This window comes from Rhizobium grahamii CCGE 502 (genome assembly GCF_000298315.2).
GTDB classification, from domain to species: domain Bacteria; phylum Pseudomonadota; class Alphaproteobacteria; order Rhizobiales; family Rhizobiaceae; genus Rhizobium; species Rhizobium grahamii.
The window spans coordinates 469,925-496,222 of record NZ_AEYE02000029.1; the positions used below are offsets into that span (position 1 = coordinate 469,925).

Consider the following 26,298-nt stretch of genomic DNA (forward strand, 5'->3'; position numbering starts at 1 on the left):
TCATAATTTTGTTTGGATCCAGAACCGAACCCATGAACATTTCCGCCACGTCTCCGAACCCGTCCCGCGAGTCCGAAACGAAGCAGATCGATCATAACGACTCGATCCGCTCAACATATCTTTCCATCGAGGATATCAAGGCCATAGGCGCCTCAGTCGCTGCCCGCGGCATAGACTCGCTGCCGGCTTTTGCGCCCTTCGATTTCTTCGCGCGGCACAAGGAGAACGAGAAGGAGATCCTGCGGGTCTACCGCACCACGGCAACAGACGTGGAATCCGGTGAAACGATCACTCCGGCGGCGGAGTGGCTGCTCGATAACCACTACATTGTCGAGGAAGCGATCCAGGAAGTGCGTCGCGATTTCCCGCGGCGCTTCTACAGAGAGCTGCCGACGATCGACGTCAACGGCGTACAAGTGCCGCGCACGCTCGCGCTTGCATGGCTCTATGTAGCCCACACCCACAGCACAATCTCGCAGGAAAGCCTCACAGCCCTCGTCGACGGATTTCAGCAGAGCGAAACACTGAAGATCGGTGAGCTCTGGGCGCTGCCGTCACTGGTACGCTACGTTCTCGTGGAGAACCTGCGCCGCATCTCTATCCGTGTTGAACGCAGCCGCCGGATGCGCCGACGCGCCAATGAGGCTGCAGATGAGCTCGTGCGGCTGACGGACCCGACGAAGGCTGCCGAATATCTCAGGTCGCTGGAATCGCTTGCGGAAGACAACACCTTCGCGACGCAGTTCCTTTACCGCATGCGTGACGGCTCGCAGGCGTCCAGCGTAGCGATCGCCTGGCTCGACGAACGGCTTGAAGCGCTCGGGCGTGACACCGAAGAGACGACAATGGCGGAGCACAGCCGCCTGTCCTCCGGCAACGTCACGATGGGCAACATCATTCGCAGTCTTCGCGAGATCGACGACACAGAATGGTCCGTCTGGGTGGAGCAGGTCAGCCACGTCGACAAGCTGCTCTGGGATCATTCCGATTATGGCGATCTCGATTCGGGCTCTCGCAACAAATACCGCAAGCAGATCGAAAAGCTTGCCAAGCGCTCGCCGCTGTCGGAAATGGAGATCGCCCAGCTGGCGCTGGATATGACCGAGGAGGCCAAGGCCTCCGACGAACCGCAGCAGCGTGAACCAAATGTTGGCGGTTTCCTGACCGGCGTGCAAAGACCCAAGCTGGAAGCTCGGTCAAACTATCGCCCGACTCTGACGCAGCATTTTGTTCGAACCGTTCGTCGGTTTAACTGGCTCTCGATCGCCGTTCCCGTGATCCTTCTGACCATCATCGCGATGGCGATCGTCGGGAGGTTCATGGCCAATGCAGGCATGGGTCCGCTTGAGATCGCGATCCTGCTAATCATGTTCTCGCTTCCGGCCTCCGAAGGTGCGACCGGCCTCTTCAACACCGTGCTGTCGTTTTTCGTGACGCCGGCTCGACTGGTCGGCTACGAATTCAAGGAGGGCATCCCCGAGGAGGCCCGTACGCTTCTGGTCGTTCCGTGCTTGATCTCGAACCGTGACAGTGTGGATGAGCTGGTTCGCAATCTCGAGGTACACTACCTCGCCAACCCGCGCGGCGAGATCTACTTCGCGCTGCTTAGCGACTGGCCGGACAGCCAGGTCGAGGAAACGCCGGCCGACCTCGAAGTTCTGGACTATGCCCGTCGCGAGGTCGCGAACCTCTCAGCGCGCTATGCCTTTGATGGCAAGACGCGCTTTTACCTCTTACATCGCCGCAGGCTCTACAATCCGTCCGAGGGCGCTTGGATGGGCTGGGAGCGCAAACGTGGCAAGCTGCACGAACTGAACCTTCTGCTTCGCGGTGATCGCGATACGACCTACCTTCCGGGCGCCAATGTCGTGCCGGCAAACATTCAGTACGTGATGACGCTCGATGCCGACACGCGCCTCATGCGCGATGCCGTCACCAAGCTTGCCGGTAAGCTTTACCACCCGATCAACCGTCCCGTCATCAATCAGGCTACGGGACGGGTCGAAAGCGGCTATGGCGTGCTGCAGCCGCGTGTCACCCCGTCGCTGACGACAGGCAAGGACGCGTCGGTCTTCCAACGCGTCTTCTCGATCAACCGCGGTCTCGATCCCTACGTCTTCACCGTGTCCGACGTCTATCAGGATCTGGCGGGCGAGGGCACCTTCACCGGCAAGGGGCTCTACCACGTGGACGCCTTCGAGGCATCTCTGAAGGGCCGAATCGACGAAAATTCGGTGCTCAGCCACGACCTCCTCGAAGGCTCAATGGCGCGCTGCGCGCTCGTCACCGACCTGGAACTGGTTGAAGATTTCCCGATCCGCTATGAAGTCGAAACCTCGCGTCAGCATCGCTGGGCGCGTGGCGACTGGCAGCTGCTGCCATATATGTTCAACCCGAAGCATGGTGTGACCGGGCTCGGCCGTTGGAAGATGTTCGACAACTTGCGCCGCTCGCTGACTCCGATCGCCTGGTTCTTCGCCTCCGTGCTCGGCTGGTATTTCATGAGCCCGCTCGGCGCGCTCGTGTGGCAGATTCTCTTGATTTTCTGCCTCTTTGTCGCTCCGACGCTGTCGCTCATTCACGGCATCATTCCGCGCAGCAGCGATGTGGTCGCAAGCGCTCACCTTTATACCGTTTGGTCCGACATTCGTGCCGCCAATGCCCAAGTCGCCTTGCGGATCATCTTTATCGCCGATTCCGCATGCATGATGGCCGACGCGATCGGCCGCTCGCTCTATCGCCTGTTTTTCAGCCACAGGCTGATGCTGCAGTGGCGCACGGCGGCGAGCGTCCAGGCGGGCAAACAGGGAACGATCCTGTCTTATTACCGGGCTATGTGGCACGCACCAGTATTGGCCTTGTGTGCGCTCGGCTTCGCGGCGCTTTCCGGTGACAACGCGTATCTCGTCGGCGTTCCTTTCGCTTGCCTATGGATTCTCTCGCCGTTGGTCGCCTACTATGTCAGCCAGTCGGCCGAGACCGAAGACCGGCTTGAAGTTGCGGAATCTGTCTCCACCGAGCTTCGCAAGATCGCCCGCCGCACATGGCGGTATTTCGAGACGTTTACGACCGCCGAGCAGAATTATTTGCCACCGGACAACGTCCAGGAAACGCCGCATGTGATTGTGGCCACACGCACGTCTCCGACGAACATCGGCGTCTATCTGCTGTCCGTCGTATCCGGCCGCCAATTCGGATGGTTCTCCTTCGAAGAAACGATCGAACGGCTTGAGCAGACCATCGCGACGATCGACAAGATGGAAAAATTCCGCGGCCATCTCTTCAACTGGTATCACACCGATACGCTCCAGACGCTCGGACCGCGCTACGTTTCAGCGGTGGACAGCGGCAACCTTGCCGGCCACCTGATCGCGATTTCGTCCGCCTGCCGCGACTGGGCAGAAGCGCCGTCGGCTCACATGCAGGGCAACCTCGACGGCGTCGGCGATACGGCGGGTATTCTTGCCGAGGGGCTGTCGGAGCTGCCGGATGATCGCAAGACGGTTCGTCCGCTACGCCGCCGCCTCGAAGAACGCATCATCGGCTTCCAGAATGCGCTGGCTGCGGTCAAACGCGAGCATGAATTCGCATCGATCCGCATTATCAACCTCGCCGTCCTGGCGCGCGACATTCAGAAACTTGCCGCTAACCTCGACCATGAGGTAAAGTCCCCGTTGAGCGCAGAGGTCACGCGCTGGGCGGAATCGCTGGTCAAGGTCTGCGAAGCCCATATCTCCGACAGCACCTTCGATCTGTCCAACATCGACGCGCTGCGGCCTCGTCTGATTGCGCTGCGCGACAAGGCCCGTGACCTTGCCTTCTCGATGGACTTCGGCTTCTTGTTCCGACCTGAGCGTCGCCTGCTTTCAATCGGCTATCGCGTCGAAAGCGCCGAGCTGGATCAGGCCTGCTACGACCTGCTGGCGTCGGAATGCCGCCTCACCAGCTTGTTCGGCATCGCGAAGGGCGATCTGCCCACGGAGCATTGGTACCGTCTCGGCCGCCAGGTCGTCCCGGTTGGGTCGCGCGGCGCGCTTGTCTCCTGGTCCGGTTCGATGTTCGAATACCTCATGCCCCCGCTCGTCATGCAGGAGCGTGGCGGAGGCATCCTCAACCAGACCAACAATCTCGTTGTTGTCGAGCAGATGAACCATGCCCGCAAGCTAGGCATCCCGTGGGGCATTTCGGAAGCGGCCTTCAATGCGCGCGACCACAACCTCAACTACCAGTACACGAACTTCGGCGTCCCATCATTGGGTCTGAAGCGGGGCCTCGGCCACAACGCCGTCATCGCGCCATATGCTTCGATCCTTGCCAGCCAGTACGACCCTGACGCGGCGCTTGAAAACCTGCAGCGCCTGCGCAAGCTCGGCGCGCTCGGCAAGTTCGGCTACCACGACGCCGTCGACTTTACGCCGACCCGCGTGCCGGAAGGCAAGACTTGCGCGGTCGTCTATAACTACTACGCTCACCACCACGGCATGTCGATCGCTGCCGTCGCGAACGTCGCCTTCAATGGTCACCTGCGCGAACTCTTCCATTCGGATCCAGTGATCGAAGCTGCCGAGCTCCTTCTTCAAGAGAAGGCACCACGGGATATTCCTGTCATGAGCGGCAAACACGAATCCGATACCCCCGCCAGCATTCAGGACGATCTTCTGCGCCCTGAACTGCGCAAAATCTACGATCCGGCCTCGCGTGACCGCGAGCTGGTCTTCCTCTCGAACGGCCACTACTCGCTGATGCTGACCGCGACAGGCGCCGGCTATTCGCGGTGGAACGGCCAGTCGGTTGCCCGTTGGAAAGCGGATCCGACCGAGGATCGCTGGGGCACCTTCCTCTTCCTTCGCGATACGGCGACCAACGAATGGTGGTCGGCAACCACGGAGCCGAAGAGTGTCGAAGGCGAAGAGGTCAAGGTTCTCTTTGCCGACGAAAAGGCGGAGTTCACCAAAACGGTCGGCGATATCACGAGTGAAGTCGAATGCATCGTCGCCACCGAGCATGACGCCGAAGCGCGGCGCCTGACACTTGTCAATTCGGGGACGGAAGATCGATTTATCGAGGTAACGTCCTATCTCGAGCCGGTTCTCGCGACAGATGACGTCGACAACGCCCATCCGGCATTTGCGCGCATGTTCGTCAAGACAGAGGTTGGCAAGCGCGGCGACGTCATCCGCGCCGAGCGCAACAAGCGAGATCCGAACGAGCCGAACATGGCTGTCGCTCACCTGATCGTCGATACCTCCGGCTCTACGCGCGACACCGAATTCGAAACCGACCGCCGCAAGTTCCTCGGTCGCGGCCGTAGCCTAGCGAACGCTGCTGCCTTCGATCCGGGTGCGACCCTTTCCGGAACGGATGGCTTCACCCTCGATCCGGTTCTCTCGCTTCGCCGTACGGTTCGTGTCCCCCCCGGCAAGAAGGTCAGCGTCATCTTCTGGACCATTGCTGCCCCGAGCCGTAACGAGGTTGACCAGGCGGTCAATCGCTATCGGCATGCTGACGCCTTCAACCACGAACTCGTCCAGGCATGGACCCGCACGCAGGTGCAGATGCGCCATGTCGGCGTGACGTCGCAACAGGCCGCAGCCTTCCAGCATCTTGGCCGTCACCTCGTATATCCGGACATGCACCTGCGCGCCGATGCCGCCGCAGTCGCGGCCGGCATGCAGTCGCAGTCGTCGCTTTGGCCGCTCGCGATTTCGGGGGACTTCCCGATCTTCACGCTGCGCGTCACCGACGACATGGACCTCGACGTGGTCAGGGAGGCCCTGCTCGCACAAGAATACCTGCGCTCGCGCGGCGTCACTGCCGATCTGGTTATCATGAACGAGCGCGCATCCTCTTATGCGCAGGACATGCAGCATGCCGTCGACCAGATGGCCGAAAACGTCCGCCGCATGGGCCAGGCCGATGGTTTGCGTCAGCATATCTTCACGGTCCGCAAGGATCTGATGGAAGAGGCGACGTATCACGCCCTCATCTCCGCCTCGCGCGTCACCTTCCACGCCAAGAACGGCAAGATTCTCGACCAAATCAATCGTGCCGTCGCGTTGTTTGCTCCATCCAAGGAAGAACAGCAGGAACTGGAGCGTGCCGATCGGGCAAAGGCGCCCGTCAAGCGGACTGCGCCGACGCCCGCCCCACGTCCGTCAAAGGTGGTGATCGAGGAGGAAGGCGACCTCAATTTCTGGAACGGCATCGGCGGCTTCACCGTCGATGGTCGCGAGTATGTCGTGCGTCTTCCCGGTGGCCACGCGACGCCTCATCCGTGGATCAATGTGATCTCGAATGAAAAATTTGGCTTCCATGTATCTGCAGAAGGCGCAGGGTTCACGTGGAGTGTAAACTCGCGCGATTACCAGCTGACGTCGTGGTCGAACGACGCGGTCATAAACCGGCCGGGTGAGGCGATGTACGTTGTCGATCGCGAAAGTGGAGCGGTTTTGACACCGTTTGCGAGCCTCTCGGAGCGGCAGGATATTCGCTTTGAAGCACGGCATGGCCTGGGCTATTCCGTATTCTCCAGCGTCCAGAATGAAATCGCGCTTGAGGTCACGCAAACCGTCGATCGCGAAAAACCGGTCAAGCTTCAGAGAATCCGGCTACGCAACACTGGCACCAAGCCGAGGAAGCTGCGGCTCTACGGCTATGTCGAGTGGATTCTCGGCAACAATGCACAAAAGTCGGCGCCGTTCATCCTCTCGGAGCACGACGCGGAAACGGGTGCGCTGTTTGCCAGCAACAACTACAGCATCGACTACTCCGGTCGCACCGCCTTCTTTGTGGCGAGCGAAAAGCCGTCGAGCTTTACCGCCAGCCGTCGGGAATTTATCGGCAAGACGGGCACGATCCAGGCACCGCACGCCGTCAGCTCTGCCGCCCTCCTTTCCGGCGCCACCGAACTCGACGGCGATCCGGCAGCGGTACTGGCGATCGATATCGAGATCGCGCCGGACGAGGAGCGGGATGTCTGCTTCTTCCTCGGCGAAACCAAGACGAGGGCGGAGGCGAGCGCGGTAATCAACGATATCCGCAAGGTCGCCTTCGACGACGTTGTCCAGGCAAATCGCGGCTTCTGGCAGCATTTCACTGGAAAGCTGCAGGTTTCCACGCCTGATCAGAGCATGAACAATCTGATCAACACTTGGTTACCCTACCAGAGCCTTGGTTGCCGCATCATGGCGCGCACCGCCTTCTATCAGGCCAGCGGTGCCTTTGGTTTCCGCGATCAGCTCCAGGATACGCTGGCTTTCATTGTGCACGAGCCGTCGATTGCCCGGAAGCAGATCCTGAACGCCGCCTCGCGACAATTCCGCGAGGGAGATGTTCAGCACTGGTGGCTGCCCGGTACCGGCGCCGGCGTTCGGACACTCATTTCGGATGACGTCGTGTGGCTTGCCTATGCGATCCACCACTACTGCAGCGTTACGGGCGACAAGAGCGTCCTCGACGAACAACTCGCCTTCCTCGAAGGTCCGGCACTACTCGAGGGCCAGCACGACTCGTTCTATTTGCCCGAGGTGTCCGACGACACGGTGAGCGTTTATGAGCACGCCGCCATCGCACTAGATCTTGCCATCACCCGGAAGGGCAAGAACGGTCTGCCGCTGTTCCTCGGCGGGGACTGGAACGACGGCATGAACCGCGTCGGCATCGGCGGCAAGGGTACGAGTGTCTGGCTCGGCTGGTTCCTGGCTGGCGCGCTGCGCTCCTTCGCCGTCTATGCACAGGAGCGGGGCGATACAGTCCGTGTTGAGCGGTGGACCAAACACCTCACCGAGCTTAAGGCTGCGCTTGAAACCGTTGCCTGGGACGGCAGCTATTACAGGCGTGGTACCTTTGACGACGGCAGCCTCCTTGGCTCAAAGGAGAGCCTGGAGTGCCAGATCGATTCGATTGCCCAATCCTGGAGCGTGCTCTCGGGAGAGGGAGATTCGGCGCACGCAGCAAAGGCAATGAACTCAGTGCTGGACAAGCTGGTCGATCCAGAAGCGCGGATCATCCGGCTCTTCACCCCGCCCTTTGCTAACTCGGCTAAAGATCCTGGCTATATCAAAGCCTATCCTCCAGGTGTTCGTGAAAACGGCGGCCAATACACCCATGCCGCGACCTGGGTGGTGATGGCTTTGGCCGAGCTTGGCCGCGGCGATGACGCCTTGCGTTGCTTTGAACTCCTTAATCCGATCAGCCATGCGCGGGATCCGGCCTCGGCAGAACGCTACCGCGTCGAACCTTATATCATTGCCGCTGACGTCTACGGCGAAGGCTCCCTCACAGGACGCGGCGGCTGGACATGGTATACCGGCTCCGCAGGCTGGCTCTACCGTGCGGTGACCGAGGGGATCCTCGGTATCCGGATAAAGGACAGCCGCTTGTATGTGCGTCCGGCCTTGCCAAGCACTTGGGATGGCTTCTCTGCGGAGATCGAACATTTAGGTGCTAAATACCTCATTTCGGTCTCAAAATCGTCCCAACCAAGGGGCTACGATTTGACCATCAACGGACGCGAAGTCACCGATCCCGGCGAGGGATATCCGGTCGGATAACAGCATTCTTCTACGCTAATCATCCGGCGATTCGTTGCGGCCAAAAGGGAACCCTTTTGGCCGCAACTGCGTTTGCAAATCGGAAAGCAGGAGAAGTCCATGGCCGTAGCGCTTGAAGGAAAGATCAGCGCCAAGCAAATTTCTGTGTCGGTAGCGACGCCGAAACGTGACACCAGATTGGACGTTCTGCGCGGACTCGCGCTCATCACGATTTTCATCAATCATGTCCCAGGGCAGATTTTTGAGAATCTCACAACCAAGAATTTTGGATTTTCCGATGCAGCCGAAGGCTTCGTCCTGATCTCCGGGATTGCGGTCGGCTTGGCCTATGGATCGCGCTTTCAACCGGGCACCTGGTTGCAGACGGCGATGAAGGCCACGAAGCGATCGTTCACACTTTATCTGGCTCACATGATCACGACGTTCATGACTCTGGCTCTTTTTCTGACCGGCGCTTGGATCTTCCATCGGCCTGGGCTTCTGTGTGAGATCAACATCCTTGCCGTTCTCACCAATCTGAAGGACGGCATTCCCTCGCTGCTGCTGCTTGGGCATCAGATCGGCTACAATAACATCCTGCCGATGTATGGCGCGCTGATGCTGATGGTGCCGGTCATTCTGCTGCTCAACGCCGCAAGCCCGCTCCTTGCGCTTGCCTTTTCGGGCGCCGTCTGGCTGTTTGCCGGCATATATGAGATCGCGCCTCACAACCTGTTGATCGAGGGCTACTGGTTCCTCAACCCGTTGTCCTGGCAATTCCTCTTCACCATCGGCATTGTCGGAATGATGCATGTGCGCCGCGGCGGCAAACTGCCGCAGCATCCCGTTCTCTTTGGACTTGCGGCTGCCTATGTCGCCTTGTCCTTTGCCTGGGTTGTCGGTCAACTCTGGAGCTTCGGAATTGCGCTGGCCTCGTTGGGGCTGCCGCCGGTGCTGACAGGCTTCGACAAAACATTCCTGTCGCTGCCGAGGCTGCTGCACATCCTGGCACTCACCTATCTCGTCATCAATATTCCAGCGATCTCGCGCTTGCTTCGCAGGTCCACGGACAACCCGCTGACCATTCTTGGTCGCCATTCGCTCAGCATTTTCGTCGCCGGCACGATTTTGGCGATGGTGGGGCAGGTGGTGCTCTACATCAACAACCACGATCGGATCGTCGGCCCGATCTTTGTGGTGATCGGCATCGCTGTCCAGTTTGCCTATGCCTATCATCTTGAGCGCAAGCGCAAATTGGACGCCGGGAACCACAGGCGGTTGCCCGACCGAGGCTTGGTTCCGGTTCCCGTGCACGTCGATCGTTCTAGGGATCGGCGCTAGGAGGCGAGACGCGTTCGGCAGTTCGACTGCTCTCAGTCCGCTATCCTGCTGCGGACTCCAATTGCAAAAACCTTGACTCCTGTGGAAAACCTTTTAAGAGCAACGGCGGAAAAGGAATATCCATGGTTCGCCACGAACACGCCATTGCTGCATGCAATGACCGGGCACTTAGTGCCGGGATGGATATTGCCGTTCCGGCTTCTTCCAAAACCAAGGCCAAAACGACGACGAAAACCGTCTGACGTCTCTGGCCTGCCGCTCTCTCCCCGGCCCGGCTGGGGACAAGGAAGACGCGATGTTTTCGCGCTTCCCCCCTCAACTGACAAGAGGAGAGAAGAGAAAGAGAGCTTGAGAAATGGGTTTTAAAGTTGCAGTTGCGGGAGCCACCGGAAATGTCGGTCGGGAAATGCTCAACATCCTCTCCGAGCGCGGTTTCCCTGCCGATGAAGTGGTAGCACTTGCGTCCGCGCGCTCGCAGGGCACCGAAGTGTCCTACGGCGACAAGACGCTGAAGGTCGCAAATCTCGAGAACTACGATTTCTCCGACACCGATATCTGCCTGATGTCGGCAGGCGGCGAGGTCTCCAAGAAGTGGTCTCCCAAGATCGGCGCTCAGGGTTGCGTTGTCATCGACAATTCCTCAGCATGGCGCTACGACGCGGACGTGCCGCTGATCGTTCCGGAGGTGAACCCGGACGCCGTTACCCAGTTCAGCAAGCGCAACATCATCGCCAACCCTAACTGCTCGACCGCCCAGCTCGTTGTCGCTCTCAAGCCGCTGCACGACTTCGCCAAGATCAAGCGCGTGGTCGTTTCGACCTATCAGTCGGTTTCCGGAGCCGGCAAGGATGGTATGGACGAGCTGTTCAACCAGACCCGCGCCGTCTTCGTAGCGGATCCGATCGAGAACAAGAAGTTCACGAAGCGTATTGCCTTCAACGTCATTCCGCACATCGATAGCTTCATGGAAGACGGCTACACGAAGGAAGAGTGGAAGGTTCTCGCCGAAACCAAGAAGATGCTCGATCCGAAGATCAAGGTGACCTGCACGGCAGTTCGCGTTCCGGTCTTCATTGGCCACTCCGAGTCGGTCAACATCGAGTTCGAGAACGAAATCACTGCCGATCAGGCACGCGATATCCTGCGCGAAGCTCCGGGCTGCCTCGTCATCGACAAGCGCGAGAACGGTGGCTACATCACGCCATACGAGTCCGCCGGCGAAGACGCGACCTACATCTCGCGCATCCGCGAAGATGCGACGGTCGAGAACGGCCTGAACATGTGGGTGGTTTCCGACAACCTTCGCAAGGGGGCTGCGCTCAATGCGATCCAGATCGCCGAGCTTCTGATCAATCGCGGACTTGTGAAGCCACGCAAGAAGGCGGCCTAACCAACTGTTAACTGTGATTTGTTAAGTCCCGCTTATTGAGGTAGGGCTTGCTGGGCGCGGGTTTGCCGTTTTCGGCTTCCCGCGCTTGCCAATTCAAAGACGGTGACAATATTGCCGGAAGCGGGCAGCTGGCCCGGTTTGAAGGCTAGTCAGATCGGGATCGGGGTATCTCCATGCGCATGACGAAATTTTTGCTGGCTGCTGCGGCGGCCTGTACTCTCCACGCAGTTCCGGCAGCGGCCACAGCCGCCCAGTGCGGCAATAACGGTGCCGGCTTCGACGCCTGGGTTGGCGAGTTCAAGCAAGAGGCTGCTGCGAACGGCGTCAGCCCGTCGGTTCTTGATCGCGCTTTTGCGAACGTTTCCTATAACAGGCCGACCATCGCCGCAGACCGCGGCCAGAAGAGCTTCAAGCTTTCCTTCGACGCTTTCATGCAGAAGCGCGGTGGTGCGACAATCATTTCCCGCGGTAAGGGCATGAAGCGTGCCAATGCTACGCTCTTTGCATCGATCGAACGCCGATATGGTGTTCCCGCTGGCCCGCTGATCGCGATCTGGGGCATGGAGACCGGCTTCGGCAGCTACATGGGCAACCAGCACACCATGTCGGCCGTATCGACACTTGCTTACGATTGCCGGCGCTCTGATTACTTCACCGATCAGCTTTACGCAGCGCTTCAACTCGTCTCGGAAGGCTACCTCAGCCCGCAGGCGCGAGGCGCCGCGCACGGCGAGATTGGCCAGACGCAGTTCCTGCCACGCAACGTCGTGCGCTTCGGCGCCGATGGCGACGGCGACGGTCGCGTCGACATGGTCGGCTCGCGCGCGGATGCGCTGGCCTCGACGGCTAATTTCCTGAAGGGCCATGGTTGGCAGGCCGGCGCCGGCTATCAGCCCGGCGAGCCCAACTTTGCAGCGATCGCCGGCTGGAATGCCGCGACGGTCTATCAGCAGGCCATTGCCTACATCGGCCAGCAGATCGACGGAAACTGAGAATTCAACACTGAGCCACGAGCGCCGAACTGAGGTTCGGCGCTTTTTTATTTGGGCTTAGACGTCCGGTCGAATGAAGTCGCGGGTTTCGGCGTCCATCACCCACAGTTCGCCGGTCGAAATGTCGAACCATGCTCCATGAAGCGCGATCTCGCCGGCCTCTTCCAAGGCCTTGATGTTCGGGAATGTCCTGAGGTTCTCAATCGAATTGCGGATCGATACTCGCTCGAGCGCAGTTTGACGCTCGGCGGCAGTCATCACGTCGTTGGCGCCGATCTGTTCTGCCGCAGGCTTCACGAGCGACATCCAGCGTCCAATAAAGTCACCAGGAGAAAGGGGTTCAGCGCTCGGGTCCAGAGCCGCCCTGATGCCACCACAACGGCCGTGGCCCATGACGACGATATCTGTAACCTTCAGGGCCTGAACCGCAAATTCCAGCGCGGCAGACGTCGAGTGGAAATGCCCATCCGGCTCATACGGCGGCACCATGTTGGCAACATTGCGGACGACGAAAAGTTCGCCCGGGCCGGCGTCGAAAATCAGTTCGGGCGCAGCACGGGAATCCGAGCAGGCTACCACGAGCGTACTGGGGTTCTGCCCGTGTTCCGCCAGTGTCCGATAGCGATCACGGGCGTCCGCATAACGCCCGTTCATAAAGTTGCGGTAACCGTCCAGAAGGGTGCTTGGAAAATGCTGCATGATCTTCGATTACAGCCTGCGCAATACAAGATCAATATCGCACGACACGATAGCCGCTAGCCCTTGCGCCTTTGAGCCGGATGCAGGAGACGCCTCATCTGAACCATTGCCATTGGGGTTGCCAGGCTCGAGGAGTCGCTCGCAAGCGTCAGTTCATCGCTGCCCCGCTTCACAGCGCGGGCAAGCACCTCATAGACGCTTGCCGTTGCAAGCTGAAGCGCCTTTTCGTCCTCCATGCCGGAGAGAAGCCGCGATAGAAACAGGGCCGCAAGGAGATCGCCAAGACCATTCGGCGGCTTGTCGATAAGGCGATGTTCCGCCAACAGAGCGTGACGCCCCGAAAGATAGAGGTTCCCTGTGCCGCCTGCCATCATCGGCACGGCCGACGTTACCAGCATGCGAGACGGCCCCAGCGACAGGGCGGCATCCATGACCGCCGTATTGTCATCCAGCGAGGCGCCAACGAGCCAGGCAAGCTCATAGCGATTGGGCGTCGCAAGCGACGCGAGGGGTATCAGATGATCCCTGATCGCCTCCGCCGTTGCCTGCGGCACATAGAGCCCACCCAGGTCCCCCATCACCGGATCGCAGACATAAAACAATTCCGGCTTTCGTTCGCGCAAAGCGGTCACGAGCCGGGCAACCGAGCGTGCCTGCGCCGCATTGCCGAAATAGCCCGAAAGAACGGCCTTCACTTCACCGATCCACGGCGCGCGGATGAGATCGTCGATTGCCGCGTCAAAGTCGGCTTCGCTAAATGTCAGCCGCGTTGACCGACCATGGCCCGGATGCCATGGAAGCACGATCGTCGGCAGCGCCCAGACCTGATGGCCGAGCGTCTCCAGCGCAAAGACCGCCGCACGATTTCCGACGGAACCGCGCACAACATGGCTGGAGATGACGATGACAGTTCCTGCAGCACTTTCCGACATGACGCTCCACTCAGCTTTTCGACAACCGTTGATCCCCTTTTTGCCGCTCCACTGTCAACCGCTCTTCATACAGACATGAAAACGTCGGGCTCGGGAAATTTCCGCATATCTACGACGAAGCAAAATCTTTCGAAAATTTGCGTTCCGGTGGCCAAAAACGCATGAAAGCTGCCTCATAAAGCGCTCATTTAGAGATTCTTTCGTCAAGTCTTCTGCTACTTTGCGCCAAATCGAGGAGATGAGGGAGTATCTGCGATGGCTGGTCGAAACAATCCGAAACGAGAAAAACAGCTTGAAAGCGCGACCAAAATCGCGGCTGCAACCGGGGAAACCTATCTCGATCCCGATGTCCTATTTGGGCGCGCCAGCGGCGACGACCTGGAGCAATACACACCGGAGATGCTGGCGCTTTCCGCCGTGCATTCGGCTAAGGAACTGGCTGCCTGGGGCAGCAATTCGGCACGTATCACCATCGATACGATCGCCGACGTCGAGCCCGGCGGTGTCGCGGTATCCATTCTCTCGGTAACCGACCACAACATGCCGTTCCTGTATGAATCGGTGATGGGCGAGGTGACCAGCAGCTATCGCGACCTTTACATGGCCGTGCATCCGATCCTGGTGATGGAAGCCGGCAAGGCTCCGGAACTTTATTCCGCTGATCTCCCGAGCGAGCCGGCCAATCGCGTCAGCCACATCCAGCTACATCTGGCGCCCTTGACGTCGGCCCAGGCCGCCGAGCTTGTCAAGCGAGTGAAAACCGTGGTCGAGCAGGTGCGGGTGACCGTATCCGACTGGAGACCCATGCTGGATAAGCTTGGAACGGTGATCGATGAGCTTTCCGCCTACAATGCCAGCCGGCGGAAGACGGAGCGGGACGAAGCGCTCGCTTTCCTGACCTGGCTGCGGGACGCAAATTTCACCTTCCTCGGCATGCGGGAATATGTCTATTCCGGCAAGGGCTCGAGTGCGAAGGTGGAGCGCGACAAGGGCACCGGTCTCGGCATCCTGTCAAACCCTGATGTCCTGGTTTTGCGCACCGGCAAGGACGCGGTGACGACGACGCCGGAAATCCTGGCATTCCTGGATGGGCCGGACTTCCTGATCGTGACCAAGGCCAATGTGAAGTCGATCGTTCATCGCCGCGCCTACATGGACTATGTGGGGGTCAAGCGCTTCGACGCCGACGGAAATGTGACGGGCGAACTGCGTATTGTCGGTCTGTTCACCTCGACTGCCTACACGTCGCTTGCCAGCGATATCCCGCTGCTCCGCTCCAAGATCGAGCGAGTGAAGGAACATTTCGGCTTCGACCCAATGAGCCACTCGGGCCGTATGCTGGATAACACGCTGGAATCCTACCCGCGCGACGACCTCTTCCAGATCGACACAACGCTTCTGGCCGGCTTCGCCGAGCAGATCAACGATCTTGCCGATCGGCCGCGTGTCCGGGTCCTGCCGCGCATAGACCATTTCGACCGATTTGTATCGGTGATCGTTTACGTCCCACGCGAAGAGTATGACTCGATCGTGCGTGAGAAGATCGGGACCTATCTGAAGACCGTCTACGATGGCCGTGTCTCGGCCTACTATCCGGCTTTCCCGGAGGGCGGTGTCGCACGCGTCCACTTCATCATCGGCCGGTCGGGAGGCAAGACGCCGCGCGTGCCGCAGGCAAAGCTCGAGGAAGCTATTCGCGCCATCACGGCGCGGTGGGACGATCGTTTCGAAGCTCTTGCCGGGCCGAAGGCACCGCGCCTGCAGGTCAGTCACGCTTTCCAGGATCTCTTCACGCCCGAGGAAACCTTTGGCGATCTGGGCGACATTGCTGCGTGCGCCAGTGGAGAGCCGATCCGCATCGCGTTCTACACGCGAGAGAAGGATGGCGAGGAGCTGCTGTGCCTCAAGATCTTCCATTCGGGTGGCCAGCTTGCTTTGTCACGCCGCGTGCCGTTGCTCGAGAATCTAGGTTTCAACGTCATCAGCGAAGGAACCTTTGATATCGATGTCACCCTACCCGGCGGCTCCGAAAGCCTGGTTGTCCTCCACGATATGGAGCTCGAAGCTCGTGGCGGCGTCGAAATCAACCTCGACCGTCACGGAGCGACGCTGGAGGAAGCATTTCTGGCGGCTTTCAGCGGTGTCATCGACAATGACAACTTCAACCGCCTGATCGTTTCGGCCGGATTGACTGCACGCGAAACCAGCGTACTTCGCGCGTATGCGCGCTATCTGCGTCAAGCGGGCATACCGTACTCCCTGGACTATATAGCAACCACGCTGGACAAGTATCCGGCAATCGCAGCGATGGTCTTCCGGTTGTTCCATGACACGCTTGATCCGAAGATCGCTGACAAGACGCGGATGAAGAAGGTAAGCGAACAGCACGAAAAGATCGAGGCAGCACTTTCCGATGTTCCGAGCCTGGATGATGATCGGATCCTGCGCCGCTACGTCAACGTAGTGGATGCGACCTTGAGGACAAATTACTTCCAACGCAATGCGGACGGCTCGCCGAAGGCGATGCTGGCCTTCAAGCTGGATCCGCATCTGGTCGACGGACTCCCGGAACCGCGGCCATTCCGCGAGATGTTCGTCTACGGCGTCGAAGTCGAAGGCGTGCATCTGCGCTTCGGCAAGGTGGCGCGTGGCGGCTTGCGTTGGTCGGACCGCGCCGAAGACTACCGGACCGAAGTGCTCGGCCTGGTGAAGGCGCAGCAGGTCAAGAACGCCGTCATCGTGCCGGTCGGCGCCAAAGGCGGCTTCTATCCGAAAAAGCTGCCGGTTGGCGGCAGCCGCGATGAAATCTTCAACGCCGGCCGCGAAGCTTACAAGACCTATATCCGTACGCTGCTGTCGATTACTGACAACATCAGTGGCGCCGATATCGTGCCGCCAATGGATACGGTGAGGCTCGACGGCGACGACCCCTACTTCGTCGTGGCAGCCGACAAGGGAACCGCGACTTTCTCGGACACCGCCAACGCGCTTGCCCAAGAAGCGGGCTTCTGGCTCGATGATGCCTTCGCATCGGGCGGATCGGCTGGCTATGACCACAAGAAGATGGGCATCACCGCTCGCGGCGCCTGGGAAACGGTAAAGCGCCACTTCCGCGAAATGGACATCGACATCCAGACCACGCCGTTCACTGTCGCCGGCGTCGGCGACATGTCGGGCGACGTCTTCGGCAACGGCATGCTGTTGTCGCCCAAAATCCGGCTGATTGCGGCTTTCGACCATCGAGACATCGTCATCGATCCCGATCCAGATATGGCGAAGACGCTTGCCGAAAGGCAGCGGCTCTTCAACCTGGCACGGTCGAGCTGGCAGGATTTCGACAAGAGCGTCCTTTCGAAAGGTGCGATGGTTATTTCGCGCTCGGCAAAGTCCGTCACTCTGACGCCGGAAGCGGTGGCTGCGATTGGCATCGACAAGGCTGTAGCAACGCCGTTCGAGATCATGACGGCCATCTTGAAGAGCCCGGTCGACCTGCTTTGGTTCGGCGGTATCGGCACCTACGTCAAGGCGCCGTCGGAAACCGATGCTGAAGTCGGCGATCGTGCCAACGACCCGATTCGCGTTGTTGCCGAAGACGTGCGCGCCAAGGTGATCGGCGAAGGCGCAAACCTTGGTGTCACGCAGAAAGGTCGTATCGCCTATGGCCTGCGGGGCGGGCGCTGCAATTCCGACGCAATCGACAATTCGGCCGGCGTCAACACGTCCGACGTCGAGGTCAATATCAAGATTGCTCTCGCTGCAGCAATGCACGACGGTCGCCTGACTCGGTCAAAGCGCGATCAGCTTCTTTCTTCCATGACGGACGAGGTCGGCAGACTCGTGCTGCGGAACAACTATTTGCAGTCTCTCGCGATATCGCTGACCGAGCGCAAAGGCACTGCCAACGGGCTGGAACTTGCTCGGCTCATGACAGTGCTCGAAGGCGCAAAGCAGCTAAACCGGAAGGTGGAGACCCTTCCCGACGACACCGTCCTCGCGGAACGCTATACCGCTGGCAAGCCGCTCACCCGACCCGAAATCGGCGTTCTGCTGTCCTATGCGAAGATCGTGCTGTTCGACGCATTGGCTGCCAGCGATCTGCCTGACGATCCCTATTTCGCGGCAACGCTTTCGAACTACTTCCCCGCAAAGATGCGCAAGACGAACGCGTCGGATATCGATACCCACCGTCTACGGCGCGAGATCATTGCGACGGTGCTGGCAAACGAGGCCATCAACCGCGGCGGCCCAAGCTTTGCCATCAGCATGACGGATGCGACGGCGGCATCCGGCCCCGACGTTGTTCGGGCCGCGATCATCGCGCGCGATGGCTTCGACCTGAGCCGGCTTTGGGCGGAGACCGACGCATTGGATGGCAAGATTTCCGGCCAGATGCAGAACCGCATCTACGAGGAAATCAGTCATACGTTCACGGTGCTGACGCGCCTGCTCCTGAAGACGCAGATGACCAAGGGCGATATGGCCGCAACTGTCGATGGACTTCAGACTGCCCTCAAGAAGCTCAAGCCGATTTTCGCCAACCAGACGGTACCGGAGCTCGAAGCGCGGCAACAGGAGTATCGTGATGCGGGTGTGCCGGATAAGTTGGCGGCCGAGATCTCGGGGCTACTCGGCTTTGCCCTCGTACCTGAGATCATGCAAATCGCTGCCCGCACGGGCGAACCGTTGGCGCGCGCCGCGGAAAGCTATTTTGCTGTCTCCCAGACATTCCGGATCGGGCGCTTGCTTGCCGCCGGCTCACGGATCATCACGGCTGACCACTATGAAAACCTGGCGCTGGCTCGCAGCATCGACCAGATCGCAAGCGCGCGACGCGATATCGTCATTTCGGCACTTGCCAACCACGGTAAGGACAAGCTTCCCGTCCAAGCTTGGCATGCAGGCGATCGCATCAGGATCAACCGGATCGCGGAGGAACTGTCGGGGTTGAGCGACAGCGGCGACCCGAACCTTGCCCGTATCACCGTGGCGGCTGGTCTGTTGACCGATCTTGCGCGCGAAGGGGCGAGGTGAGACAGTTCCGCTCGGAATCAGGAGCGGATTGTGAATCGCATCGACTGGACGGGAACGCAGCCGGCTAGGGCATCGGAGAAGGGCATCTGGGGCTGGATGCTCTTCGACTGGGCAGCCCAGCCATTCTTCACTGTTGTAACGACCTTCATCTTCGGTCCCTACTTCGTGTCGCGCCTGACGGCCGATCCGGTCTCTGCCCAGGCAATGTGGAGCAACATGGCGACGATCTCTTCGGTGATCATCGCCATTTTGTCGCCAATCCTCGGCTCCATCGCCGATCAATCCGGCGCCCGAAAGCCCTGGATCGCGTTTTTCGCAGTGATCAAAATTGCGAGCCTCTTCTGCCTCTGGTTTGCAGCGCCCGGCTCACCGTTGATCTACCCAATAATCTTCATGATCCTAGCTTCGATCGCGGCCGAGTTCTCGATTGTCTTCAATGATTCCATGATGCCTCGGCTCGTCAGCAAAGACGAGGTCGGCAAACTATCCAATACGGCCTGGGGCCTCGGCTACCTCGGCGGGATGATTGTTCTTATCGCCGTCGTGGTCCTGCTCGCCGGCAATCTCGAATCCGGCAAAACAATTCTTGGTCTTGATCCGTTATTCGGTCTCGATCCGCACCAGGGCGAAGATGCCCGCATCACTGGGCCGATCTCGGCTGTCTGGTATCTGATCTTCATTCTGCCGATGTTCTTTTTCACACCCGATATCAGCAAAGGCCTTCCGTTTGGCGCCGCGGTGCGAGCCGGCTTTACCGAGTTGAAGAGTACGCTTGCCGAACTCAAGCATCGCCGTGGCATTGTTCGCTTCCTCATCGCGAGGATGATCTATCAGGACGGTGTCAACGGGCTGCTGATCCTCGGCGGCGCTTTTGCTGCCGGAATGTTCGGCTGGGCGACGATCGAGATCGGGATCTACGGAATCATACTCAACGTCGTTGCGATCTTCGGATGCATCATTGCCGGCCGCGTTGATCGGCGTATAGGCTCCAAGTCGACGATCGTTATCAGCCTGACAATGTTGCTGATCGCCACTATCGGAATAGTGTCGACCGGGCCCGGATACACACTCTTTGGTCTGCTCAAGCTGCCAGCCGCCGATTCCGGCGGCCTCTTCGGCACGGCGGCGGAGAAGGCATACATTGCCTACGGTTTGCTGGTCGGTCTAGCCTTTGGACCGGTGCAGGCGTCCTCGCGGTCCTATCTCGCACGCAGCGTAAGTCTGAACGAGGCCGGGCGCTATTTTGGCATCTACGCGCTTTCTGGGCGCGCTACGAGCTTTCTGGCGACACTACTCTTTTCCGCCGTGACCTACGCGACCGGTTCGTCGCGGCTGGGAATGTCAACATTGGCAATCTTCTTGGCTGCAGGGCTGATCCTGCTTTTCCGTACGCCCTATCCCGCGGACAGGGCGTAACGGCAGCCCCCACGGGCTTAGTGGCGGAAGTGCCGCATGCCGGTGAAGACCATCGCGACGTTGTGCTCGTTTGCAGCATCGATCACTTCCTGGTCGCGCATGGATCCACCCGGCTGGATCACTGCCGTTGCACCTGCGGCGATCATGGACAGCAGGCCGTCGGCGAAGGGCAGGAAGGCCTCAGACGCCACTGCCGAACCGCGTGTCAGCGGTTCCGCAAGCTCGAGAGCCCTAGCTGCTTCCTCAGCCTTCAGGCCAGCGATACGGGCAGAATCGACGCGGCTCATCTGGCCTGCGCCAATGCCGGCCGTCTGTCCATCCTTGGCATAAACCACGGCGTTCGATTTGACATGCTTGGCTACCTTGAAGGCAAATTTCATGTCTTCGAGTTCCTGCGGGGTCGGCGCGCGCTTGGTAACAACCTTGAGTTCCAGATCCTCGACCATGCCGTTGTCTCGGCTCTGTATAAGAAAGCCGCCGGAGACGGTTTTCGCCGTCAGACCGGCAGAGCGCGGATCGGGAAGCCCACCGGCAGTCAGCAGTCGAAGATTTGCCTTGCGTGCAACGATGGCTTTCGCTTCCTCAGTCACGTCGGGCGCGATGATCACTTCGGTGAAGAGCTTGATGATCTCCTCCGCCGTTTCCGCATCGAGCGTCTGGTTGAGCGCGATGATGCCGCCAAATGCCGAAACGGAATCGCAGGCAAGCGCGCGCTTGTAGGCTTCCAGCAGGTTGGTGCCGGTCGCGACGCCGCAGGGGTTTGCGTGCTTGATGATCGCGCAGGCTGCTGCGTTCTCAGGCAGGAACTCGGCGACGAGTTCATAGGCCGCATCGGTGTCGTTGATGTTGTTGTAGGAAAGCTGTTTGCCTTGCAGCAGTGACGCCGTGGCAACGCCGGGGCGACGCTCGCCCGTCACATAAAATGCCGCCTTCTGGTGCGGATTCTCGCCATAACGCATTTCTTCCTTGAGCACGCCGCCAACGACGCGATGACGCGGCGTGTCGATCGAAAGAGCTTCGGCAAACCAGTTGGAAATCATGGCATCATAAGCTGCCGTGCGCGCGAACGCCTTGGCGGCCATCCGCTGGCGAAACGCATAACTGGTCTGACCGGCGTCCGAAGCCAGCTGCTCGAGCAGCTCAGAATAGTCCGCCGGATCGGTCAGTATCGTCACGTAGGCATGGTTCTTGGCCGATGCGCGGATCATAGCCGGGCCGCCGATATCGATATTCTCGACGGTCGTCGGATAGTCGCCGCCAGCAGCGCGGACATCCTCGAACGGGTAGAGGTTGATGACCACTAGGTCGATACCCTCGATACCGTGCGCCTTCATTGCCGCCTGATGTTCCGCGTCGTCCCGGATGGCAAGCAGGCCACCGTGCACTTTCGGGTGCAGGGTCTTCACGCGACCATCCATAATCTCTGGAAAGCCTGTGATCTCGGAAACGTCAGTCACGGCGAGACCGGCCGCTGCAATTGCCTTGTGAGTGCCGCCGGTCGACAGGATGCGAACGCCCTTGTCGGCGAGCGCACGCGCGAGTTCGACGATACCGGTCTTGTCCGATACCGAAAGCAACGCGGTCTTGACTGCGACCTTATCGGGTGCGGGGATTTTCTTGGAAACAACGGCCATGAGGCTTCTCCGTTTGGTCTTCGGGAGATATCCGGCGAGGGATAAGCGGATGATGGCGCCGCGTTAGCACAGCTTTGCCGCCGCGGAAACACTCGCTAGCCCTTGCGCGATAAAAACCAGCGTATTTCCGGCCGCTCCGGATATGAGAAGGCGATCTCGATCTGGTCGGAACCGCAAATGCCCGAAGCATCAGCAAAGAAGACGTCCTCGCCAATTATGATCTCATTGCCGGGCGACGAGAACAGCCATGTTTCTCCATCAGGCGCCGTCATCATCACCGACTCTTTGTCGAACTGCTTCAGATTGATGGAAGGGTGAGCATGGAATCGCGCCACGGCGCGCACGGCCTCATCGACCTTGCCTTCCGGCGCAACCAGCCGATCACAGCCCGTAACGATCAATCCCGTGGCGTTCAGGGTCAGCTCTCGCTCATGCAGAACACCAAAGGCGTTGAGGTAGCCGTCATGGCTCGCCTTGATCACATCGCGGCCGTCATCGGCGAGCACGCGATCCACATTCAGGCTTTTCACGCCGTCAATGATAACGTTCGCGACGAAGTCGGAGGACGCAAAACGGCTGGAAGAGGTGTCGTTGACGGTCACCGTGCTATGCGCAGCCGTCGTTCGAGCGATCTGCACGTAACGCTTACCGGCAAACTTCGGTGATCCGGAATTGACGATAAAGCGGTGACGTCCGGACGACATCTCAAACGAAAGGCAACCCGCATGCGCCGTGCGCGACAGGCTGCCGGTCGGCGGCAATCCTGTATCAGCAATGACCACCGTTCTACCTGAGGCTAACCGTTGATAACGTGAATGGGGCATCGCCTTGAAGGGATCACCCGCAGTCTCGTCGTACCGCAGCAACGACATCAATTCCGTCGCGAGCGTCGACGTTGCGCCATTGAAAAGTGCAAGATCGCCATCCTGGTGCCGGAAAAACCGCAGGGCCGGGTACATCCGATCGATGCCGGAAATCAGCTTCTGCGGCAAATCATGCCCGAGATTGACATAGGTTTGCCGGAGCGGAAGAAGATCCAGGAGCAATTCCAAGCCGACCCGCGGATTGCGCGAGACATGCCCGCCATCAGGCAGAATCTGACTGTCGAACTCCTGATCCAACGCTTCAGCCGCACGCCGAAGGGCGCCAGCGCGCGTCGGCATGGCAATGGAGGCCATTGCAAGGGCAATGCGCAAGCGAAAGCGAACCTCGCCGGGAGGCGCGTATTTTGCCATGCGGCGCAGAAATCGCACTTGGAAGGCCAGCGAGCGCAGGAAGCGGCGATAGAAGCCGCGATCGGCGTTGTGGAGAACGACAGGCGAATGCGAGAGCCAGGAAATCACACGCTGCGCGGTAACATCGATCTCCCAGGCGATGCCTTCGATGCGGCCGCCATGCAGCGACAGCCAATTGTTGACGATGGACCGGGCAACGCTCGAATGCAGGTCGCTCTTCTTGGTCCGCATGTGGCGGAGCCAACCGAAGCTATGAAGCCGCAGGGCGAATGATCGGGATGGGAGACTGAAATTGAAGGGCGACTTGCCGCCGGTTTCGAGGAGCCGACCGGCAAGTGGGAAGCGACCGTTCAAAATCTCGTCGGCCACATGCGGATCGACCGCGCGCAGGTCGGTAGGAGCGACGATCAACCGCTCCGGGGCGTGAACCGTATGGCGGAAGAGACGCAGCCGCAGGATTGCTCCGCGGCACAACGCGCGCCGCCAAGCCTCTCCCACGTACAGAGTCGAGAACCCGGACCACATGTTTATTGTCTATTGACCCGCGTCGTTAAGAATAGGTGAATAAGCCCGGAATCAGTGACACTTACGTATCAAATTATGACAAGTGCTCAACTATGCCAGTTGCCTTTCAATCAGGCAACACGGCGCATTACGACGGCGTAGAAACCATCAAGACCACTGGCAAAGCCAGCGGGAGCAGTCAGCATGTCGGGTGTGGTGCGGAATTCTCCGAGGGCATTGATGGCAGACTCCAGGCCCGGCCACTGCTGGGCATCGATGGCGACACGCTCAAGCATCGGTGTGTCCGAAAATACGCGCGCGGCGACCTCTTCGCCCTCGGCCGGATCAAGCGAGCAATTGGAAAAGACGATCGTGCCGCCCGGCTTCAACAAGGTTATCGCGTGTCGCAGCAGGCGCTCCTGAAGGCTTGCGAGTTTCGCTATGTCATCCGGTCCCTTGGCCCAGAGAACATCGGGATGGCGACGCGTCGTTCCCGTCGACGAGCAGGGCGCATCCAGCAGGATGGCGTCGAAAAGCTCCGCCGGCTCGTATTTGGTCAGGTCGCTGGCAACCGTCTCGGCATTCAATCCAAGCCGATCGAGGTTCGCGCGCAGTCGCTTGATGCGGTTTTCGGATTGCTCGACCGCTGTAACGTTGCCTCCGGCGCGGATCAGCTGGGCTGTCTTTCCGCCCGGAGCTGCGCATAAGTCGGCAACGCGCTTGCCCGCCAAGTCACCGAACAGCTGAGCCGGGATACTGGCTGCTGCGTCCTGAACCCACCACGCGCCTTCCGCAAATCCTTCCAGTGAGGGAACGCTACCTTCGAAGGCAGCCAGCCGGACACCACCGGTCGGCAGCACGAGGCCGCCCAGACGTTCTGCCCATCTCTGCGCGTCGTCCTTGACGGTAAGATCGATCGCGGCCGGCTCGAGTTGCGATTCAGAGATCGAGTGCGCCCTTTCCTTGCCGTAAGCCTTCTCAAGCCTGTCGAGAAACCATCCCGGCATCACTGGAATGGAGCTGATCTCGTCAAGGACCTGTTCTTTTTCGCGTCCAAGACGGCGCAGAACGGCATTCACCAGCTTCGCAAAGCGACGATTCCGGGGGTCCTGATTTGATTGCTCCACGGCGAGGTCGACCGCAGCGTGATCCGGCACATCAAGGTAGAGAATTTGCGCGGCGGCAATCGCAAGAACGTGATGCAAGGCCCGCGCGCCGTCCGGGAGGGGTGACTCAAGCAAGCTTGAGATTGCGGCATCGATCCGCGGCAAATGGCGCAGCGTCGCATTGAGAATGGCGCGGACGAGGGCGCGGTCACCCTCATTGAGAGCCTTATACGCCGGATTGCCATGTTCATGGTCCAAGGCACCGTCAAGCGAAAGCTTCCGGTCGACGACGGCCGCCAGGATCTTGGCCGCAGCAGCGCGAACCTGCAATCCGGGCTTTGCCGGAGCATCGACAGAGCCCGAATTGGAAGACTTCGGTTTGCGAAATGGCTTTTTCTTGCCGTCAGAATTCAAGACCACGGACCTTTTGGCGGTTGTGAACCACCGCGATCAATACCGGTATTCGGAACCGAACGCGATTTGCGCATCGGATTATCAGCGCGAACCGGCGGCGTCGAGATATTCATGCCGCTGCGCGCCATTTCCTGCAGCGCTGCGATCCGGTTTTCCGTGTTCGGGTGCGTGGAGAACAGATTATCCATCCCAGCACCGGTCAGCGGATTGATGATGAACATGTGGGCGGTTGCCGGATTGCGCTCGGCATCGTAGTTCGGCACCTGCGAGGCACCACGTGCAATCTTGCCGAGTGCCGAAGCAAGCCACAGCGGATTGCCGCAAATCTCTGCACCACGGCGATCGGCCGAGTATTCGCGCGTCCGGCTAATGGCCATCTGCACAATCATTGCAGCAAGCGGCGCGACAATCATCGCCAGCAACACCCCTATGAAGCCGAGCGGATTGTTGTTGTTTTCCCGGTTGCCACTGAAGAAGAACGCAAAATTGCCCAGCATGGAGATCGCGCCAGCGAGCGTCGCCGTGATCGTCATCGTCAAGGTGTCGCGATTTTGCACGTGCGCCAATTCGTGCGCCATCACGCCGGCGACTTCCTCGGGCGTCAAAGCGCTCAGGAGGCCAGTGGAGGCGGCAACGGCAGCGTTCTCCGGATTACGACCTGTCGCGAAGGCGTTTGGTTGCGGGCTGTCGTATAGATAGACCTTCGGCATCGGCAAGCCAGCATTGCGCGCCAAATCCCTGATGATCGTGAAAAACTCCGGCGCATTGCGCTCGTCGATCTCCTGGGCGTGATAAGCCGACAGCACCATCCGGTCGGAATTCCAGTAGGAAAAGAAGTTCATTCCGGCGGCGATCACGAACGCGATCATCATACCGCCACGCCCGCCAATTAGGAAGCCGACGGCCATGAACAATGCGGTCATGAAGGCGAGCAACATGGCTGTACGGACAAGATTCATCGCTATCTCCAAAGTGTCCCTGAGCGGACCCGCTAAAACCAGAGGGTTTCAATTGCGGCGCTGGCGCTCTATGATTTGGTCATTCACCAGCCATTTTCAATGTTTTTCAGGCGG

13 protein-coding genes are annotated in these 26,298 nt (G+C 59.6%); 7 read left to right on the plus strand and 6 right to left on the minus strand.

All coding sequences use genetic code 11. From position 1 onward, the window contains the following. Positions 1–32: 32 nt before the first annotated feature. The 5 genes from RGCCGE502_RS24130 to RGCCGE502_RS24150 all read left to right on the plus strand — a co-directional run bounded on the left by RGCCGE502_RS24130 (position 33) and on the right by RGCCGE502_RS24150 (position 12,254). Positions 33–8,552 (plus strand): glycoside hydrolase family 94 protein, encoded by an 8,520-nt coding sequence (locus tag RGCCGE502_RS24130; protein WP_016556822.1) that lies wholly within the window; start codon positions 33–35, stop codon positions 8,550–8,552. A 99-nt stretch (positions 8,553–8,651) separates the two neighbouring features. Continuing rightward, positions 8,652–9,872, plus strand: coding sequence for an OpgC family protein (locus RGCCGE502_RS24135; protein WP_016556823.1), 1,221 nt, complete (start codon positions 8,652–8,654; stop codon positions 9,870–9,872). Positions 9,873–9,898: 26 nt separating this feature from the next. Continuing rightward, positions 9,899–10,114, plus strand: coding sequence for a hypothetical protein (locus tag RGCCGE502_RS38280; protein WP_040675496.1), 216 nt, complete (start codon positions 9,899–9,901; stop codon positions 10,112–10,114). A gap of 113 nt (positions 10,115–10,227) precedes the next feature. Next, positions 10,228–11,262: an aspartate-semialdehyde dehydrogenase gene (locus RGCCGE502_RS24145; protein ID WP_016556824.1), complete on the plus strand. Its 1,035-nt coding sequence runs from the start codon at positions 10,228–10,230 to the stop codon at positions 11,260–11,262. Positions 11,263–11,435: 173 nt separating this feature from the next. After that, positions 11,436–12,254: a lytic murein transglycosylase gene (locus RGCCGE502_RS24150; protein ID WP_016556825.1), complete on the plus strand. Its 819-nt coding sequence runs from the start codon at positions 11,436–11,438 to the stop codon at positions 12,252–12,254. Between the two features lie 57 nt (positions 12,255–12,311). Here the strand turns inward: RGCCGE502_RS24150 and RGCCGE502_RS24155 are convergent, their stop codons facing one another. Together RGCCGE502_RS24155 and pdxY are read right to left on the minus strand one after the other, a co-directional pair. Further along, positions 12,312–12,953, minus strand: coding sequence for a carbonic anhydrase (locus tag RGCCGE502_RS24155; protein ID WP_016556826.1), 642 nt, complete (start codon positions 12,951–12,953; stop codon positions 12,312–12,314). 56 nt (positions 12,954–13,009) lie between these two features. After that, positions 13,010–13,885, minus strand: coding sequence for a pyridoxal kinase PdxY (pdxY, locus tag RGCCGE502_RS24160; protein WP_016556827.1), 876 nt, complete (start codon positions 13,883–13,885; stop codon positions 13,010–13,012). Between the two features lie 255 nt (positions 13,886–14,140). On the opposite strand from pdxY, the gene RGCCGE502_RS24165 reads away from it, so the two are divergent. Together RGCCGE502_RS24165 and RGCCGE502_RS24170 are read left to right on the plus strand one after the other, a co-directional pair. Continuing rightward, the gene (locus RGCCGE502_RS24165) at positions 14,141–18,916 is read left to right on the plus strand and encodes an NAD-glutamate dehydrogenase (RefSeq protein WP_016556828.1); all 4,776 of its coding nucleotides are present in this window, start codon (positions 14,141–14,143) and stop codon (positions 18,914–18,916) included. A gap of 27 nt (positions 18,917–18,943) precedes the next feature. After that, positions 18,944–20,332: an MFS transporter gene (locus RGCCGE502_RS24170; protein ID WP_176705727.1), complete on the plus strand. Its 1,389-nt coding sequence runs from the start codon at positions 18,944–18,946 to the stop codon at positions 20,330–20,332. A 17-nt stretch (positions 20,333–20,349) separates the two neighbouring features. On the opposite strand, the gene purH is transcribed toward RGCCGE502_RS24170, so the two are convergent. The 4 genes from purH to htpX all read right to left on the minus strand — a co-directional run bounded on the left by purH (position 20,350) and on the right by htpX (position 26,184). After that, the gene (purH, locus tag RGCCGE502_RS24175; protein ID WP_016556830.1) at positions 20,350–21,966 is read right to left on the minus strand and encodes a bifunctional phosphoribosylaminoimidazolecarboxamide formyltransferase/IMP cyclohydrolase; all 1,617 of its coding nucleotides are present in this window, start codon (positions 21,964–21,966) and stop codon (positions 20,350–20,352) included. A 95-nt stretch (positions 21,967–22,061) separates the two neighbouring features. Beyond that, complete coding sequence (locus RGCCGE502_RS24180; RefSeq protein ID WP_040675497.1) at positions 22,062–23,726, minus strand: heparinase II/III family protein; 1,665 nt, start codon at positions 23,724–23,726, stop codon at positions 22,062–22,064. A 110-nt stretch (positions 23,727–23,836) separates the two neighbouring features. After that, positions 23,837–25,231 carry an RsmB/NOP family class I SAM-dependent RNA methyltransferase gene (locus tag RGCCGE502_RS24185; protein WP_019280551.1) on the minus strand — a complete coding sequence of 465 codons (1,395 nt, stop codon included), beginning with the start codon at positions 25,229–25,231 and terminating at the stop codon, positions 23,837–23,839. Further along, positions 25,222–26,184 carry a zinc metalloprotease HtpX gene (gene htpX / locus RGCCGE502_RS24190; RefSeq protein WP_016556833.1) on the minus strand — a complete coding sequence of 321 codons (963 nt, stop codon included), beginning with the start codon at positions 26,182–26,184 and terminating at the stop codon, positions 25,222–25,224. Before htpX ends, RGCCGE502_RS24185 begins: the two co-directional genes overlap by 10 nt. Positions 26,185–26,298: the final 114 nt, after the last annotated feature.

Excerpts from the sequence above, each read along its gene's own strand:
- RGCCGE502_RS24130 (WP_016556822.1), top strand. The coding sequence starts at position 33 with ATGAACATTTCCGCCACGTCTCCGAACCCGTCCCGCGAGTCCGAAACG.
- RGCCGE502_RS24155 (WP_016556826.1), bottom strand. The coding sequence starts at position 12,953 with ATGCAGCATTTTCCAAGCACCCTTCTGGACGGTTACCGCAACTTTATG.
- htpX (WP_016556833.1), bottom strand. The coding sequence starts at position 26,184 with ATGAATCTTGTCCGTACAGCCATGTTGCTCGCCTTCATGACCGCATTG.
- RGCCGE502_RS24150 (WP_016556825.1), top strand. The coding sequence starts at position 11,436 with ATGCGCATGACGAAATTTTTGCTGGCTGCTGCGGCGGCCTGTACTCTC.
- RGCCGE502_RS24165 (WP_016556828.1), top strand. The coding sequence starts at position 14,141 with ATGGCTGGTCGAAACAATCCGAAACGAGAAAAACAGCTTGAAAGCGCG.
- RGCCGE502_RS24145 (WP_016556824.1), top strand. The coding sequence starts at position 10,228 with ATGGGTTTTAAAGTTGCAGTTGCGGGAGCCACCGGAAATGTCGGTCGG.
- RGCCGE502_RS24180 (WP_040675497.1), bottom strand. The coding sequence starts at position 23,726 with ATGTGGTCCGGGTTCTCGACTCTGTACGTGGGAGAGGCTTGGCGGCGC.
- purH (WP_016556830.1), bottom strand. The coding sequence starts at position 21,966 with ATGGCCGTTGTTTCCAAGAAAATCCCCGCACCCGATAAGGTCGCAGTC.
- RGCCGE502_RS24135 (WP_016556823.1), top strand. The coding sequence starts at position 8,652 with ATGGCCGTAGCGCTTGAAGGAAAGATCAGCGCCAAGCAAATTTCTGTG.
- pdxY (WP_016556827.1), bottom strand. The coding sequence starts at position 13,885 with ATGTCGGAAAGTGCTGCAGGAACTGTCATCGTCATCTCCAGCCATGTT.